We start from the raw sequence: 13280 nt of genomic DNA, 5'->3' as shown, positions 1-13280 counted from the left end.
AACCTACTCCTCCGGCTCCGTCGTAAACAGCAGCGGGTACCCCTTGGCCTTGGCCGCGTCGACGGCCCGTGTCGCCTTGGTCTCGGCGACATCCCTGGTGAAGACGGCAACGACGCAAACGCCGAGCCGGTGCGCGGTGATCATCACCCGGTTAGCCTGGTCTTCGCTGAGCTTGAACTCGCCCTTCAGCACCGTCACCACGAATTCGCGCGGCGTAAAATCGTCATTGATGAGGATGACCTTGTAGAGCTTCGGCCGCTCGGTCCGCGGCTTGGTCTTGGTGCGGGTTTGGAACTGATTTCAGGCATCGGGAACCGGTATCGCGCGAGGGGTCGCTCTCACTTTGTCATGGGGGAAAGCCGTCGTCCATTTTGATCGGCGCGCCAAACCGGCTTCCCGGAAGTGCTGCCGTTCACAAATTTAGGAACTGTACGCTGCGGTTCAACGGCTCTGGCGATCGGCGACGCGACGAGCCTGGAATTGCCGTGCGCTGGATGCCGCATCCGGCCTTGATCCGGCCGCCTTGTATTCGACCCAGGCGACCGCGAGCCAGCCGAAGAAGCAGGCCAGCGCCGCGCCGGTGATCACGGTAAGCAGCAGGCTTTGCCATGGTGTGATGTATTGCCAGCTGCTGGAGATTGCCGGTGCAAACAGCGACGGCTCCGTGCGCCCGCTCACCGGATCGGGCACCGGGCTGGCGGTGAACTGGATCAGCACCCTGACCATTGCCGAGGCCACAAGGCCGCCGATGGCCATCGAGCGCAGAATGGATGAAAGCCGCTTCTTCATGCGGGCTATCCTACCGGACCGGCATTGCAAACGGGTTAAAGTCCTGGGTGGCCGGCACCCATCAACAGGTAATCATGCACTCACACGACAAGGCCGCTCCAGCCGGGGGGGTGCTGGAGCGGCCTTGTTACAGACAAGCCTGTTGGCTGTCTGGATCAGGCCTTCGGGGCGTCCGTCTTGACGACCTTCTTCGCCTTCTTGTGCTTCTTGACGGGCTTCTTGGCGACGACCTTCTTCACCGGGGGCTTGGCGGTCGTGGTCGCCGGAGCGGTGGTCGTGGAAGCAGCCGGAGCAGCGGTCGTGGTGGCAGCGGCATTGCCCAGAGCCGGCATTGCGAAAGCGAGAGCGACGGCGAGACCGGTGGCGGAGAGGATGGACTTTTTCATGGCTTCATTTCCTTCTTTGTGCGGGTCGAGTTTCGAGTGTCACTGAACCGGGTCGATCGGTGTCACTCCAAGCAGCTTCAAAGCGTTCGCGAGCATCCGGATACCCTGTGCCTGTTTCTTGTTGGCGCAGAACCGGTTTCCCTTTCTTTGCAGTGCTTTCGCCGCGGTGACCTGCGTTGCCGCGGCATGGGTTTCAAGGGCTTCGTCTACCTGGCGATTGAGATCGATGCAGCGCTCGCTCCTTGTGATCGGCGTCACCTTTGCGGTTGTGGCTCCGACCGCGGCTGTGACGAGCGGAATGCTGAGCAGCGCACCCATCAAGCTGATCGTGAACCTGTGCATTGGTGATGTCCGTTACTCCGGAGACTTCGCGTCGCAGCCGATGTCCTGACCGCCACGGCACCTTTTATGCCCTTGATTTTTTTCGGGAGTTTTTCCGGACTATAGAATTTTGTTTCTGGATTGTTTCTGGCAAATCGGCTTTGCGGGCGATCATCGCCGCTGGCCAACATGTGGCCAGAATTCTATCGTGTGGGTGACGCCACAGAAGCAGACTCAGAAGGCAGCCGCCGACCGGCCGCCAGCAATGACAGGATCGCCGTGAAATCCGATGCGCACATACTGATCGTCGACGACGACAAGGGCATTCGCGACCTGCTTCAGGAATTCTTCCAGAAGCGGGGCCTGCGCACTACGGTTGCCGCCGACGGCGTCGAGATGGAAGACATACTGCGCCGCACGCAGGTAGACCTGATCGTGCTTGATGTGATGCTGCCGGGAAAGAGCGGGCTGGAGCTCTGCCGCGACCTGCGCGCCAGCTACTCGACGCCGATCATCATGCTGACGGCGGTGACCGAGACCACCGACCGCGTCGTCGGCCTGGAGATGGGCGCCGACGACTATGTGCCCAAACCCTTCGATCCGCGCGAGCTGCTGGCCCGTATCCGCGCCGTTTTGAGGCGCAATGGTGCTGCCGAGCCGAAGCGCGCCACCACCAAGCAGATCTATCATTTCGCCGGCTGGACGATGGACTGCTCGCGCCGCCGGCTGATGGCGCCGGGCGACGTCAGGGTCGAGCTGACGATGGCGGAGTTCAACCTGTTGCAGACCTTCGTTAAAAGCGCGCAGCGAGTGCTCACCCGTGACCAGCTCATCGAGCTTTCCGGCGGCGACAGCGACTATTCCTTCGATCGCAGCATCGACATCCTGGTCAGCCGCCTCAGGCGCAAGATGGAAGACGACCCCAAGACGCCGAAACTGATCCTGACCGTGCGCAGCGGAGGCTACCAGTTTCTGCCCGAGACCACCTCCGAATGAGACGTTTCCTGCCGCAAACCCTGCCGGTCTGGGTTTTGCTCATCGTCATTGCCGGCCTGCTGATCAGCCAGGTCGCTACGCTCTATATCGTCTCGCGCGATCGCGCCGTCGCCAATGACGAGGTCGATCTCTACCGGCTGAACGACCGCGCCTATTCGCTGGTGCAGCTGATGCATGACGACACGCCGGAGCAGCGCAAGCTGACGGCCTCCGGTCTGTTCAACGCCACCTATGCGCTCACCGTTTCGGACACGCCCGCGGTCACCTCGTCGATCGCCGGCGACGACGAACTGGCCGAACTCGAGGACATCCTGGTCGGGCGGCTGTCGAAATTCGGCATCACCGACGCCCGCGTCCGGCGCGATCCGGCAACCCAGGCAGCCAACGCGCCTGGCGGTGTGGCCGTGACCAAGGATGTCGGCGCGGTGGAGCGTGACCTGCTATCGCTGGCGGCGAGCTTCGCCCAGAGCGACAAGCTGACGGCATCTGTCCGCTTCGCCGACGGCCAATGGCTGAATTTCACCGAGCCCAACACGCCGGTCGGACCGATATTGAGCTTCGACAGCCTGCCGCTCTATTCGCTGATCGCGGCCTTGGTGGTGATCATGTCGATCTGGTCGCTGCGCCGGCTGACAGCGCCCTATCGGATGATGGAAACGGCGGTCAACCGGATCGGCACGGACCTGAAGAGCCCGCCGATCGCCGAGACCGGCAGCCGCGAAATCCGCGCCGCGGCCAAAGCCGTCAACGCCATGCAGGTCCGGCTGCGCGACTATGTCGAGGACCGCGAACATCTGGCCGCCGCGCTCGCCCACGATCTGCGCACGCCGCTGACCCGCATGCGGCTGCGCCTCGAACTGTTGCGCAGATCGACGGCCCGCGAGGCGCTGGCCCACGACCTCGCCGACATCGAGAGCATCGCCAGCTCCGTCATCGACTTCGCCACCTTCGAAGTCACCGAGGAGAAGAGCGAGCGGATCGATTTCTGGTCGCTGGTGGAATCGATCGCCGACAGTTTCGAGGACGTCACGTTCGACCATGACGGCGCCAGGCCGCGTGGCATGATCTGCATCGCGCGACCGGTGGCGCTGAAGCGCTGCGTCAACAATCTGGTCCAGAATGCCGTGACCTACGGCAAGAAAGCCCATGTCAGCCTGCGGCAGTCGGACGGCACGGTCACGCTGGTCATCCGCGACGAGGGGCCGGGCATACCGCAGGCGCAGCTCGACCAGGTGTTCGGTTCCTTCGTGCGGCTGGAGCAATCGCGCAACCGCCAGACCGGCGGTCTCGGCCTCGGCCTGACCATTGCCCGCAACATTGCGCGTGCCGCCGGCGGCGATGTCAACCTGTCCAACCGTCCCCGCGGCGGCCTGCTGACGGAGCTCAGCCTGCCGCTGGCGGCATGAGGCAGCAGACTAGCGTCTCGATGGGCACCGGGGGTGGATCAGCCAACCCAACCTTGCAATAGTGCAGCCGCTCGAACAGGAGGAGATCGCCGCATGTTTTACGCCATCCTGGCCTATCACGTCGAACAGACCATCCAGTCCCTGACGCCGCAGCAGGATGCGGCGCTGATGCACGACCTGCTCGAAGTCAACGCCAGGCTGACCCGCGAAGGCAAGCTCGGGCCGGCGGCAAGACTGGGCGCGACCGCCGACGCCGTGACGCTGCGCGGTCCGGGCGAAGGCATCGTCATCGACGGGCCGTTTGCCGAGACCAAGGAACAATTGCTGGGTCTTTATGTCCTCGACTGCGCCACGCAGGAGGCGGCGATTGCGGCTGCGCGCGACTTGCGCCGCGTGAATCCCTCGGCAGTCTACGAAATCCGGCCGATCACATTTTACCTTCCCGGCGTGACGTTTCCCGCTACGGAGGGCGATTTAAAGGAGGCCGCCAGCGGCTGAGAACTACCCCATGGCCGGTCAGGCAGAAGCGATCTCGTTGACCAGGCGGACCGTTTCGGCGGCGAGAAGGTCGAGATCCTCGCGCCGGGTCCGGTGGTTGTTGATCGCCACCCTGAGGCAATGCCGGCCTTGCACCGTGGTATCGGAAATGGCGGCGGTTCCGTCTTCCTGCAGCCTCAGCATGATCTCGGTGTTGAGCGCTTTCGCGCGCTCGCCATCGAGACCATCCGCGCGATAGCGGAAGCAGACGATGTTGATGCTGGTCGGCGCCGTCAGTTCGAGCGCTGGTTCGGCCGCGATCAGCCCTGAGAGATACTGCCCCTGCGCAATGTTCTGGTCGATCAGGCGGCCGAATTTTTCGACGCCGTGTTCTCGCAACGCCATCCACACTTTGAGTGCCTTGAAGCCACGTGTCGTCTGCAGGCCATAGTCGTGCAGCCATTGGCCGGAGGCCAACCCGCGCGGTGTCGATTCCAGATATTCCGGCGTCACCGCGAAGGTCTTGCGATGCGCCGAGGCATCCCTGACCAACGCGCAGCCTGCCTCGAACGGCGCATGCAGCCATTTGTGCGGATCGAGCGCGATGGAATCGGCCCATTCGATGCCGGCGACGCGATGTGCATTCTCAGGCGCGATCGCGATCAGCGCGCCGATGCAGCCGTCGACATGGAACCAGAGATCCTCCTCATGCGCCAGCTTGGCCAGCGCCTGCAGATCGTCGATGGCGCCGGTGTTGACAGTGCCGGCGTTGCCGATGATGCAGGCCGGCTTGAACCCGGCCGCGCGATCTTCCGATATCGCAGTCCTCAAACCTTCAATGTCGATGCGCAGGCCGGCGTCGCTGGCAATGCGGCGCAGCGCCTTGTTGCCGAGACCGAGCGCTTCCATCCCCTTGCGGTGACAGGAATGGACCTGGTCCGAGCCATAGAAACGCAAAGGCTTTTCGATTGCTCCAACGCCGTGCTCGCGCACGTCGATGCCGGCCTTGGTGTTGCGCGCCACGGTGAGCCCGATGATGTTGGCCATCGAGCCGCCGCTGACCAGCGTACCGCTGGCCGAAGCCGGCATGCCCATCATCTGCTTGCACCAGTCGACCACCTGGCCGTCCATCAGGGCGGCGGCATGGTTGCCGCCGCCGAGATTGGAGCCCTGGATTGCCGCCAGGAAATCGCCGATCGCGCCGGTAAAATTGCTCGACCCCATATACCAGGACCAGAAGCGCGGATGGATGTTGCCCATCGGATAGGGCATCACCTTGTCCACGACATCGCCATAGATGTCGGCAAGCGGGGTCGGCGATTGCGGCAGCGAGGCGGTGAAGAAATCCCTCACATCTCCAGGCATTTCCTGCCACACCGGCCGTTGCCTGACATCGCGCAGGTAAGCGACGGCATCGTCAACGATCCGATGCGACAGGCTTTGCACATCGGCCCAGTCCGAGGGGTCAAGCGTTTCCTCGGCACTGGTAGCCGAGTGTCCAGGCATCGCGTCCATGCAATTTGCTCCCGCGTCATCATGCCGGGAACTGGCAACCGGGCGTCGAGCGCGAGAGAGCAAGCTCTTCCGCATTCATCTCGGCCTCGATGCCGTCGAACAAAGGCGTGGTCATGTAGCGTTCACCGGTATCGGGAAGCATGCACAGGATCACCGATCCGGCCGGTGCCGTGCCGGCGATCTGGCGCGCCACGGCAAAAGCCGAACCGCCGGAAATGCCGGTGAAGATGCCTTCCTGCTGCGCCAGCGCCTTGGCCCATTTCATGCCCTCCGGCCCGGCGATCGGCATCACCTCGTCATAGAAGTTGCCATCGATGGCCTCCTGCAGGACGTGCGGGATGAAATCCGGCGTCCAGCCCTGGATCGGGTGCGGTTCGAAGGACGGATGGCTGGCGGCCGGCGCTCCGCCGGCGCCACGCATCTGCGGCTTGCCGCTGCCGACAAGCTGCGCGTTGGCCGGTTCGGTGAGCACGATCCGGGTCTCAGGCCGCTCGCGGCGCAGCACCCGCGCCACGCCGGCGACGGTGCCGCCGGTGCCGTAGCCGGTGACGAAATAGTCGAGCCGCGAGCCGGCGAAATCGTTGACGATCTCGCGTCCCGTGGTTGCTTCATGGATGTCGGCGTTGGCCTTGGTCTCGAACTGGCGGGCCAGGAACCAGCCATTGGCTTCGGCCAGTTCCACCGCCTTCTTGTACATGCCGAAGCCTTTCTCGGCGCGCGGCGTCAGCACCACCTTGGCGCCCAGCATCCGCATCAGCTTGCGGCGCTCGACCGAGAAACTGTCGGCCATCGTCACCACCAGCTTGTAGCCCTTCTGCGCACAGACCATGGCAAGACCGATGCCCGTGTTGCCGCTGGTCGCCTCGACGATGGTCTGTCCCGGCTTGAGCGCGCCGGTGCGTTCACCTTCCTCGATGATGTTGAGCGCCAGCCGGTCCTTCACCGACGCAGCCGGATTGAAGAACTCGGCCTTGACGTAGATGGTCGCATGCGCCGGGCCGAGATTGTTGACGCGGATGACCGGCGTGTCGCCGACCGTATCGAGAATGCTGTCGAAAAGGCGGCCGCGGCCTGCCGTGGTTCTGATTTTCTGCTGATGCAACATGGGTAAACTCCTGGTTCTTGCTCACGGGCCGGTTACACACCGGCGGTTTGGGCGACGAGGTTTCGACACCTTGCCGCACTACAGGTCTTTGAAGTGCCACAATGTGGAAAGCACCACATTCGGCACACAATCTGCGAGCCGGGTGTGCACTTTGTCGCGTTCGGTGATAAAACAAGGTCCGGTGGGCAAGCGTGGGAAAAGGCGTGGAAACAGGCGTGGAATCGAGCCAGGCAAGCAGCCGGAAAGGCCTGTCTCTGCGGCTTTTCGGCCCGCTGGCGATTGTGCGCGACGCCGCTCCGGTGGCCTTGCCGGCATCGCGCAAGCTGCGCGCGCTGCTGGCCTATCTGGCGCTGGCGCCCCATCCGGTCGGACGTGGCAAGCTCTGCGAGTTGCTGTGGGACGTTCCAAATGATCCCAGGGGTGAGCTTCGCTGGTGCCTGAGCAAGCTGCGGGCCGCGCTCGACGAACCGGGCCGCGGCCGGATCGTAACCGTGCATGATACGATCGTGCTTGATCTCGACGGTATCTCGGTCGACGTGCTGGATGTTGGCGCGGCAACTGCCGCAGGCATCGAAACGCTCGAGCCGACGCGACTGCAGTTGCTCTCCGACCTGTTCGTCGGCGACTTCCTCGAAGGGCTGGAGATCGACCGCAGCCCTCTCTTCAACAGCTGGCTGACCGCGCAGCGCCGCCGTTTCGGTTCCTGCCAAGCTGCTATACTGGAACATCTGGTCAAGACGCTGCCGGCCGATTCCGAAGACGTCTCCGCCCATCTCGAAAAATGGCTGGAATTGACCCCGTTCGACAGCAGCGCCCATGTCGCACTCCTGGTGAGGCTGGCGCGGCGCGGCCAGTTCGGCGCCTGCGAAGACCATCTTGCCGCTGCGGCATCGCTCTTCCAATCGGAAGAGCTGGATTTCGGCCCTGTGCGCCAGGCGTGGCTTGCCATTCGCGCGGAACGTCACTGCGCGACTTTGCCGGCACAGCCTGCGGTAGCGCCGGTGGCGGGCCACAGCCCGATCGCGCGTGCCCCCACCGAAGCCGCGGCGCCCCACAAAGCTTCGCTTGCCGTGATGCCATTTGCCGAAGATGCCGGCGGCGTTTGTGGTGGGCTGGCCGACGGCTTGACCCACGACATCATTACCCGCCTCGCCAAGCTCAGGGACTTCTTTGTAATCGCCCGGGGCTCGGTCTTTGCGCTGGCAGAAAAGAACATCGCGCCGGAAGATGCCGGCCGCAGGCTGGATGTCGACTATGTCGCCACCGGCACGGTGCGCAGCCTGACCGGCCGCCTGATCGTCACCGTCGAGCTTGTCGAGGTGCGCACGGCCAGGATCGTCTGGGCCGAGACCTTCGAGCGCAAGCCCGAGGACATCTTCATTGTCCTCGACGATATCGGCAACAGCATCGTGGCCTTCATCTCATCCGAGATAGAGATGGTCGAGCGCAACCGCGCCATGCTGAAGGCGCCCAATTCGCTCAATGCCTGGGAGGCCTACCATCGAGGACTCTGGCATATGTATCGCTTCACCCGCAGCGAAAACGAGCAGGCCAGGCATTTCTTCGGCATCGCACTGCAGCAGGATCCGACCTTTACCCGCGCCTATGCCGGCCTGTCCTTCACCCATTGGCAGAGCGCCTTCCAGCGCTGGGGCGACCGCGACCAGGACAGCGCGCTTGCCTTTGAGGCGGCCGGCCAGAGCGTTTTGGTCGACGACCATAATCCCGCCGCGCACTGGGCGATGGGCCGGGCGCTGTGGCTGCGCGGCGAGGGTGATGCGTCCGTGCTAGAACTGCAAAGAGCCGTCGACCTCAGCCCGAACTTCGCGCTTGGCCACTATGCGCTGTCCTTCGTGCATTCGCAGTCGGGCGACCCGCACGCGGCGATCGGATCGTCGGATCATTCGCGCCATCTGTCGCCGTTCGACCCGATGCTGTTCGGCATGCTGGGCGCACGCGCCATGGCGCATGTCCGCCTCGGCCAGTTCGACGAGGCGGCCGAATGGTCGCTGAAGGCGGCCGCCCGCCCCAACGCACATGTCATCATCCTGTCGATCGCCGCCCACTGCCTGGCGTTGGCTGGGCGGCTGGACGAGGCGAAAAACTTCGCCGCCGCCATCCGCAAGACGCTTCCGGATTACCGAGCCGACGACTTCATCGACACCTTCCGCTTCGACCGGGATGCCACAGCCCTGTTCAAGCTCGGCGCCACGCGCATCGGGCTGGCTTAGAGCATGATCCCAAAAAGTGGGTACCGGTTTTTGGAAAAGATCATGCTCCAACAAAGGGTTAGATCATGATGAGATTTCAACCAAATCTCATCATGATCTAGCGCCGCAACACCGCGCTCAGCACATCGCGTATCCCGATCGCGCCGACAAAGCGCGACTGGTCGTCGAACAGCGCCACGGGTGCCGTCTGCGAGCGGTGCATGGCCAGCATCACCGTCTTCAGCGAGGTCCCGGGGTTGGCCCAGAACACTTGCGCCGTCTCCTCCGGCTGCGCCTCGACATCGGCGCACGACACCCATACCGCCGGTTTGCCGTCGCGTTCCGCCGCCGCCACCAGCCCGTGCTCGTCGATCTTGAAACGCGTCGTCTTGCGCCGGTCGAGCCACACCCAGCCATTATCGCCGTGCTCGAGGTCGCGGCTGTCGCGCATGACGTTCCAGGCGGTCAGCACCGACAACGGATTCACATTGGCGATGAAGTCGCGGACATAGTCATTGGCGGGCTTGAGCACGATGTCTTCCGGCGCCCCGGTCTGCACGATGCGACCGCCCTCCATGATGGTGATGTGGGTGCCGATCTTCAGCGCCTCTTCCAGATCATGGCTGACGAAGATGATGGTCTTCTTCAGCTCCGCCTGCAGCTGCAGCAATTCGTCCTGCAGCTTGGTGCGGATCAGCGGATCGAGCGCCGAGAACGGCTCGTCCATCAGCAGGATCGGCGCCTCGGTGGCGAAGGCACGGGCCAGGCCGACGCGCTGCTGCATGCCGCCGGACAGCTCATGCGCGTATTTCTTCGACCACTGGTCGAGATTGACCAGTTTCAGCTGGCGTTGCACGCGCTCCTTGCGCTCTTGCTCCGGCACGCCGGCGAGTTCGAGGCCGAGGCCGACATTCTCCTCCACCGTACGCCAAGGCAGCAGGCCGAACTGCTGGAACACCATCGCCACCTGCTTCTGCCGCAGCCGCCGCAGCGCCGCCTGATCGCAGGTCACGACATCGACGATATTGTCGCCGTCCTTGACCAGCACCTGGCCGCGCGACACCACGTTGAGCCGGTTGACCGCCCGCAGCAGCGTCGACTTGCCCGAGCCGGACAGGCCCATCAGCACCGAGATTTCGCCCTCATGCACGGTCAGGCTGGCGCCGGCGCAACCCAGCACATTGCCGGTCTTTTCGAGGATTTCGGCGCGCGTGGCGCCGCCGTCGATCAGCGCCAGCGAACCGGCCTGGTCGGACCCGAAGACGATATCGACATTCTTGAAGTCAACGGCGACGGTCATTTCTTGCCTCCAACGCCGATACGCGTCATCCGGTCGAGCACGATGGCGAGTACGACAATCGCCAGGCCCGCCTCGAGCCCGAGATCGATGCGGCGCGAGCCGAGCGCGCGGTTGATTTCAGTGCCCAGGCCGCCGGCGCCGATGAGTGCTGCAAACACCACCATCGACAGCGACAGCATGATCGATTGCGTCAGCCCGGCCATGATGGTCGGCAGCGCTGAGGGCAATTCGACCTTCCACAGCAGCTGCTGCTTGGTGGCGCCAAACGCCTCGCCGGCCTCGATGATCGACTTCGGCACCGAGACGACGCCGAGATGGGTGAGCCGGACCGCGGTCGGGATGACGAAGATGATGGTGACGATGAGGCCGGGCGCGTTGCCGAGACCGAACAGGGTCAGGACCGGGATCAGGTAGACGAAGGTCGGCAGCGTCTGCATCAGGTCGAGCACCGGCAGCATGATGCGGTAGACCTTCGGCTTGTGCGCGGCCCAGATGCCGAGCGGCACGCCGATGGCCATCGCCATGGCGGCGGCGGCCACGACCAGCACCAGCGTCTGCACCGTCTGCTTCCAGAGGTTCTGGTTGATGATGAAGATCAGGCCGAGAAAGACGCCTATGGCCAGCGGGCGCGAGCGCTGCAGCAGCCAGGCGATGATGGCGATGATCAGCGCCAGCAGCACCGGCGGCACCATCAAAAGGATGCCAACCAGCCCGTCGAGCAGGAAATTGAGGCCATTCGAGAAGGCTCTGAACACGGTGTCGAAATTGTCGGTGAGGAAACCGAAGAACGCCTTTCCCCAGGCGCCGATCGGTATCTTGTGATCAACCATGAATTTCGAAATCGGATCCATATCGCCCCTCTCATGCGAGAGACCGCCTGCTTCCGGCCTCCGCTGTCGTTAGGTCATCTTCTCACAGGATATGAAAAAGGGCAGCCTTTTCTAGATTGGCTGCCCTTCCTGGTTCGGCTTTGCCGAATTAGTCGGCTCAGCTTCCGAGCGCGGTCTTGACCGCCGCTGCCGCATCGCCGCCATCGAAGGTGGTGACGCCGGCAATCCACGGCGCAACCGCGTCAGGGTGCTTCTTCAGCCAGTCGGCTGCGACCGTGTTGGCGTCGCCGCCCTTCAGGATCGCGTCCATCATCTCGCCTTCCATGTCCAGGTTGAACTTCAGGTTGGCGATGAACTTGCCGGCATTCGGGCATTCGGTGGTGTAGCCCTTGCGCACATTGGTGTAGACGGTGGCGGCGCCGAAGCCGCTGTCGCCCATGCCGTCGAGATAGGTGAGCTTCATGGCGCCCATCACCGGATGCGGCGTCCAGCCGAGGAACGCGATCCACTCATTGTTCTTGATCGACTGCTCGGCCTGCGTCAGCATGCCGGCTTCCGAGGACTCGACCAGCTCGAAGCCTTCGAGATTGTCCTTCGGGTTCTTGATCATGTCGAGGATGATGCGGTTGCCGTCATTGCCCGCCTCGATGCCGTAAATCTTGCCGTTGAACTTGTCCTTGAACTTGCCGATGTCGGTCAGCGACTTGACGCCGGCCTCCGCGACATAGGTCGGTACGACGATGCCGTAGCCGGCGCCGGTCAGGTTGGTGCCGATCGTCTCGACCGAACCATCGGCGGTGTAGTCCTTGATGTCGTTGGTCATCGACGGCATCCAGTTGCCGAGGAAGACGTCGAGATCCTTGTTTTTCAGCGACGCCATGGTCACCGGTACCGATAGCTGGATCGTCTGCGGCTCGTAGCCGAGCGCGGTGAGCAGCACCGAAGCGACGCCGGTGGTTGCCTGGATGTCGGTCCAGCCGACATCGGAAAGGCGCACCGCCTTGCAGCTCTCCGGATCGCCGGCAAGTGCAGCGCTCGTGGACAGAAAAGTCGCCAGGCCGAGGCCGGCGACGAAGGTGTTCATACGCGACATTGGCAGTCTCCCATTGTGATTCTTTGGCGAAGCGTAGTTACGGTTTCTCTGCCCGCCTTGTTTCGTCAGCCAAACACCATTCTGGTGTGGTTTCAAGCGCTAAGACAATCACGATCAACGGCGCGGACTGGCCAAACAGCGACACGCCCGCCGCTTTTTCGATTGCAGACGGCTTTTCCCATCAAATGCAGCGGTGCCCTCTCCCCGCGCCGCGCCAACTCGGCTTAAAAGGACGGCATGGCCAAGCTCTACTTCCACTATGCGACGATGAATGCCGGCAAAACGACAATGCTGCTGCAGGCGTCCTACAATTATCGCGAACGCGGTATGACGACGATGCTGTTCGTCGCCGGCCACTACAGAAAGGGCGACACCGGGCTGATCTCGTCGCGCATCGGCCTGGAGACGGAGGCCGAGATGTTCCGCGACGGCGACGATCTCTACGCTCGCGTCGCCGAGCATCACGAACATACGACGGTGCATTGCATCTTTGTCGGCGAGGCGCAATTTCTCGAGGAAGAGCAGGTCTGGCAGCTCGCCCGTATCGCCGACCGGCTGAACATCCCGGTGATGTGCTACGGCCTGCGCACCGATTTCCAGGGCAACCTGTTTTCCGGTTCGCGAGCGCTTCTCGCCATCGCAGACGATCTGCGCGAAGTGCGCACCATCTGCCGCTGCGGCCGCAAGGCGACGATGGTCGTGCGTCTCGGCGCTGACGGCAAGGTGGCCAGACAAGGCGAACAGGTGGCGATCGGCAAGGACGTCTATATCTCGCTCTGCCGCCGCCACTGGGAAGAGGAAATGGGCCGCGCCGCGCCCGACGATTTCATTGGCTTCACCAGAGGCTGAACG

Annotated in this window: 13 protein-coding genes and 1 pseudogene; 5 read left to right on the top strand and 9 right to left on the bottom strand. The window is 63.3% G+C overall.

All coding sequences use genetic code 11. The annotated features are described in order from the left end of the window. Window positions 1–3: 3 nt before the first annotated feature. From clpS to NKL06_RS24520, 4 genes and pseudogenes are all read right to left on the bottom strand, one after another. Window positions 4–285, bottom strand: a pseudogene (gene clpS, locus NKL06_RS24535) (ATP-dependent Clp protease adapter ClpS); the annotation flags it as partial. Window positions 286–441: 156 nt separating this feature from the next. After that, window positions 442–789, bottom strand: a complete 348-nt coding sequence (locus tag NKL06_RS24530; RefSeq protein WP_023670005.1) for a hypothetical protein — start codon at window positions 787–789, stop codon at window positions 442–444. A gap of 155 nt (window positions 790–944) precedes the next feature. After that, the gene (locus NKL06_RS24525; protein WP_023670004.1) at window positions 945–1175 is read right to left on the bottom strand and encodes a hypothetical protein; all 231 of its coding nucleotides are present in this window, start codon (window positions 1173–1175) and stop codon (window positions 945–947) included. A 39-nt stretch (window positions 1176–1214) separates the two neighbouring features. Next, the gene (locus tag NKL06_RS24520) at window positions 1215–1517 is read right to left on the bottom strand and encodes a hypothetical protein (protein WP_023683677.1); all 303 of its coding nucleotides are present in this window, start codon (window positions 1515–1517) and stop codon (window positions 1215–1217) included. Between the two features lie 258 nt (window positions 1518–1775). Here NKL06_RS24520 and NKL06_RS24515 point away from each other — a divergent pair, with 258 nt between their 5' ends. The 3 genes from NKL06_RS24515 to NKL06_RS24505 all read left to right on the top strand — a co-directional run bounded on the left by NKL06_RS24515 (window position 1776) and on the right by NKL06_RS24505 (window position 4396). Further along, window positions 1776–2492: a response regulator gene (locus NKL06_RS24515; RefSeq protein ID WP_023670002.1), complete on the top strand. Its 717-nt coding sequence runs from the start codon at window positions 1776–1778 to the stop codon at window positions 2490–2492. Further along, window positions 2489–3898 carry an ATP-binding protein gene (locus NKL06_RS24510; protein ID WP_023683676.1) on the top strand — a complete coding sequence of 470 codons (1410 nt, stop codon included), beginning with the start codon at window positions 2489–2491 and terminating at the stop codon, window positions 3896–3898. The genes NKL06_RS24515 and NKL06_RS24510 overlap by 4 nt, the downstream gene beginning before the upstream one ends. A 93-nt stretch (window positions 3899–3991) precedes the next feature. Then, the gene (locus NKL06_RS24505) at window positions 3992–4396 is read left to right on the top strand and encodes a YciI family protein (RefSeq protein ID WP_023691602.1); all 405 of its coding nucleotides are present in this window, start codon (window positions 3992–3994) and stop codon (window positions 4394–4396) included. 18 nt (window positions 4397–4414) lie between these two features. Here NKL06_RS24505 and NKL06_RS24500 read toward each other — a convergent pair whose 3' ends face one another. Together NKL06_RS24500 and NKL06_RS24495 are read right to left on the bottom strand one after the other, a co-directional pair. After that, on the bottom strand, window positions 4415–5890 hold the full coding sequence (locus NKL06_RS24500) for a pyridoxal phosphate-dependent decarboxylase family protein (protein WP_023691603.1): 1476 nt from the start codon (window positions 5888–5890) through the stop codon (window positions 4415–4417). 19 nt (window positions 5891–5909) lie between these two features. Beyond that, a complete protein-coding gene (locus NKL06_RS24495) occupies window positions 5910–6995 on the bottom strand; it encodes a PLP-dependent cysteine synthase family protein (protein WP_023691604.1) in 1086 nt (361 codons plus the stop codon). Between the two features lie 215 nt (window positions 6996–7210). On the opposite strand from NKL06_RS24495, the gene NKL06_RS24490 reads away from it, so the two are divergent. Then, the gene (locus NKL06_RS24490) at window positions 7211–9226 is read left to right on the top strand and encodes a transcriptional regulator (RefSeq protein ID WP_031210353.1); all 2016 of its coding nucleotides are present in this window, start codon (window positions 7211–7213) and stop codon (window positions 9224–9226) included. A gap of 97 nt (window positions 9227–9323) precedes the next feature. Here NKL06_RS24490 and choV read toward each other — a convergent pair whose 3' ends face one another. From choV to NKL06_RS24475, 3 genes are all read right to left on the bottom strand, one after another. Further along, window positions 9324–10505, bottom strand: a complete 1182-nt coding sequence (choV, locus tag NKL06_RS24485; RefSeq protein WP_023691606.1) for a choline ABC transporter ATP-binding protein — start codon at window positions 10503–10505, stop codon at window positions 9324–9326. Next, window positions 10502–11356: a choline ABC transporter permease subunit gene (gene choW / locus NKL06_RS24480; RefSeq protein ID WP_023669995.1), complete on the bottom strand. Its 855-nt coding sequence runs from the start codon at window positions 11354–11356 to the stop codon at window positions 10502–10504. Before choW ends, choV begins: the two co-directional genes overlap by 4 nt. 136 nt (window positions 11357–11492) lie before the next feature. Then, complete coding sequence (locus NKL06_RS24475) at window positions 11493–12428, bottom strand: choline ABC transporter substrate-binding protein (RefSeq protein ID WP_023686157.1); 936 nt, start codon at window positions 12426–12428, stop codon at window positions 11493–11495. A gap of 237 nt (window positions 12429–12665) precedes the next feature. Between NKL06_RS24475 and NKL06_RS24470 the strand changes: the two genes are divergently transcribed. Further along, window positions 12666–13277, top strand: coding sequence for a thymidine kinase (locus NKL06_RS24470; RefSeq protein ID WP_023691607.1), 612 nt, complete (start codon window positions 12666–12668; stop codon window positions 13275–13277). Window positions 13278–13280: the final 3 nt, after the last annotated feature.

The sequence above is a fragment of the Mesorhizobium sp. C268A genome (assembly GCF_040324475.1).
GTDB lineage: Bacteria > Pseudomonadota > Alphaproteobacteria > Rhizobiales > Rhizobiaceae > Mesorhizobium.
The sequence above is the reverse complement of the archived record's forward strand: the minus strand, read 5'-3'. Positions and strand labels throughout refer to the sequence as shown.

Bases quoted from the DNA above. Each gene is read 5' to 3' on its own strand.
- NKL06_RS24500 (WP_023691603.1), bottom strand. From the start codon at position 5,890: ATGGACGCGATGCCTGGACACTCGGCTACCAGTGCCGAGGAAACGCTT.
- choW (WP_023669995.1), bottom strand. From the start codon at position 11,356: ATGGATCCGATTTCGAAATTCATGGTTGATCACAAGATACCGATCGGC.
- NKL06_RS24470 (WP_023691607.1), top strand. From the start codon at position 12,666: ATGGCCAAGCTCTACTTCCACTATGCGACGATGAATGCCGGCAAAACG.
- NKL06_RS24475 (WP_023686157.1), bottom strand. From the start codon at position 12,428: ATGTCGCGTATGAACACCTTCGTCGCCGGCCTCGGCCTGGCGACTTTT.
- NKL06_RS24495 (WP_023691604.1), bottom strand. From the start codon at position 6,995: ATGTTGCATCAGCAGAAAATCAGAACCACGGCAGGCCGCGGCCGCCTT.
- NKL06_RS24525 (WP_023670004.1), bottom strand. From the start codon at position 1,175: ATGAAAAAGTCCATCCTCTCCGCCACCGGTCTCGCCGTCGCTCTCGCT.
- NKL06_RS24510 (WP_023683676.1), top strand. From the start codon at position 2,489: ATGAGACGTTTCCTGCCGCAAACCCTGCCGGTCTGGGTTTTGCTCATC.
- NKL06_RS24520 (WP_023683677.1), bottom strand. From the start codon at position 1,517: ATGCACAGGTTCACGATCAGCTTGATGGGTGCGCTGCTCAGCATTCCG.
- NKL06_RS24505 (WP_023691602.1), top strand. From the start codon at position 3,992: ATGTTTTACGCCATCCTGGCCTATCACGTCGAACAGACCATCCAGTCC.
- NKL06_RS24530 (WP_023670005.1), bottom strand. From the start codon at position 789: ATGAAGAAGCGGCTTTCATCCATTCTGCGCTCGATGGCCATCGGCGGC.
- choV (WP_023691606.1), bottom strand. From the start codon at position 10,505: ATGACCGTCGCCGTTGACTTCAAGAATGTCGATATCGTCTTCGGGTCC.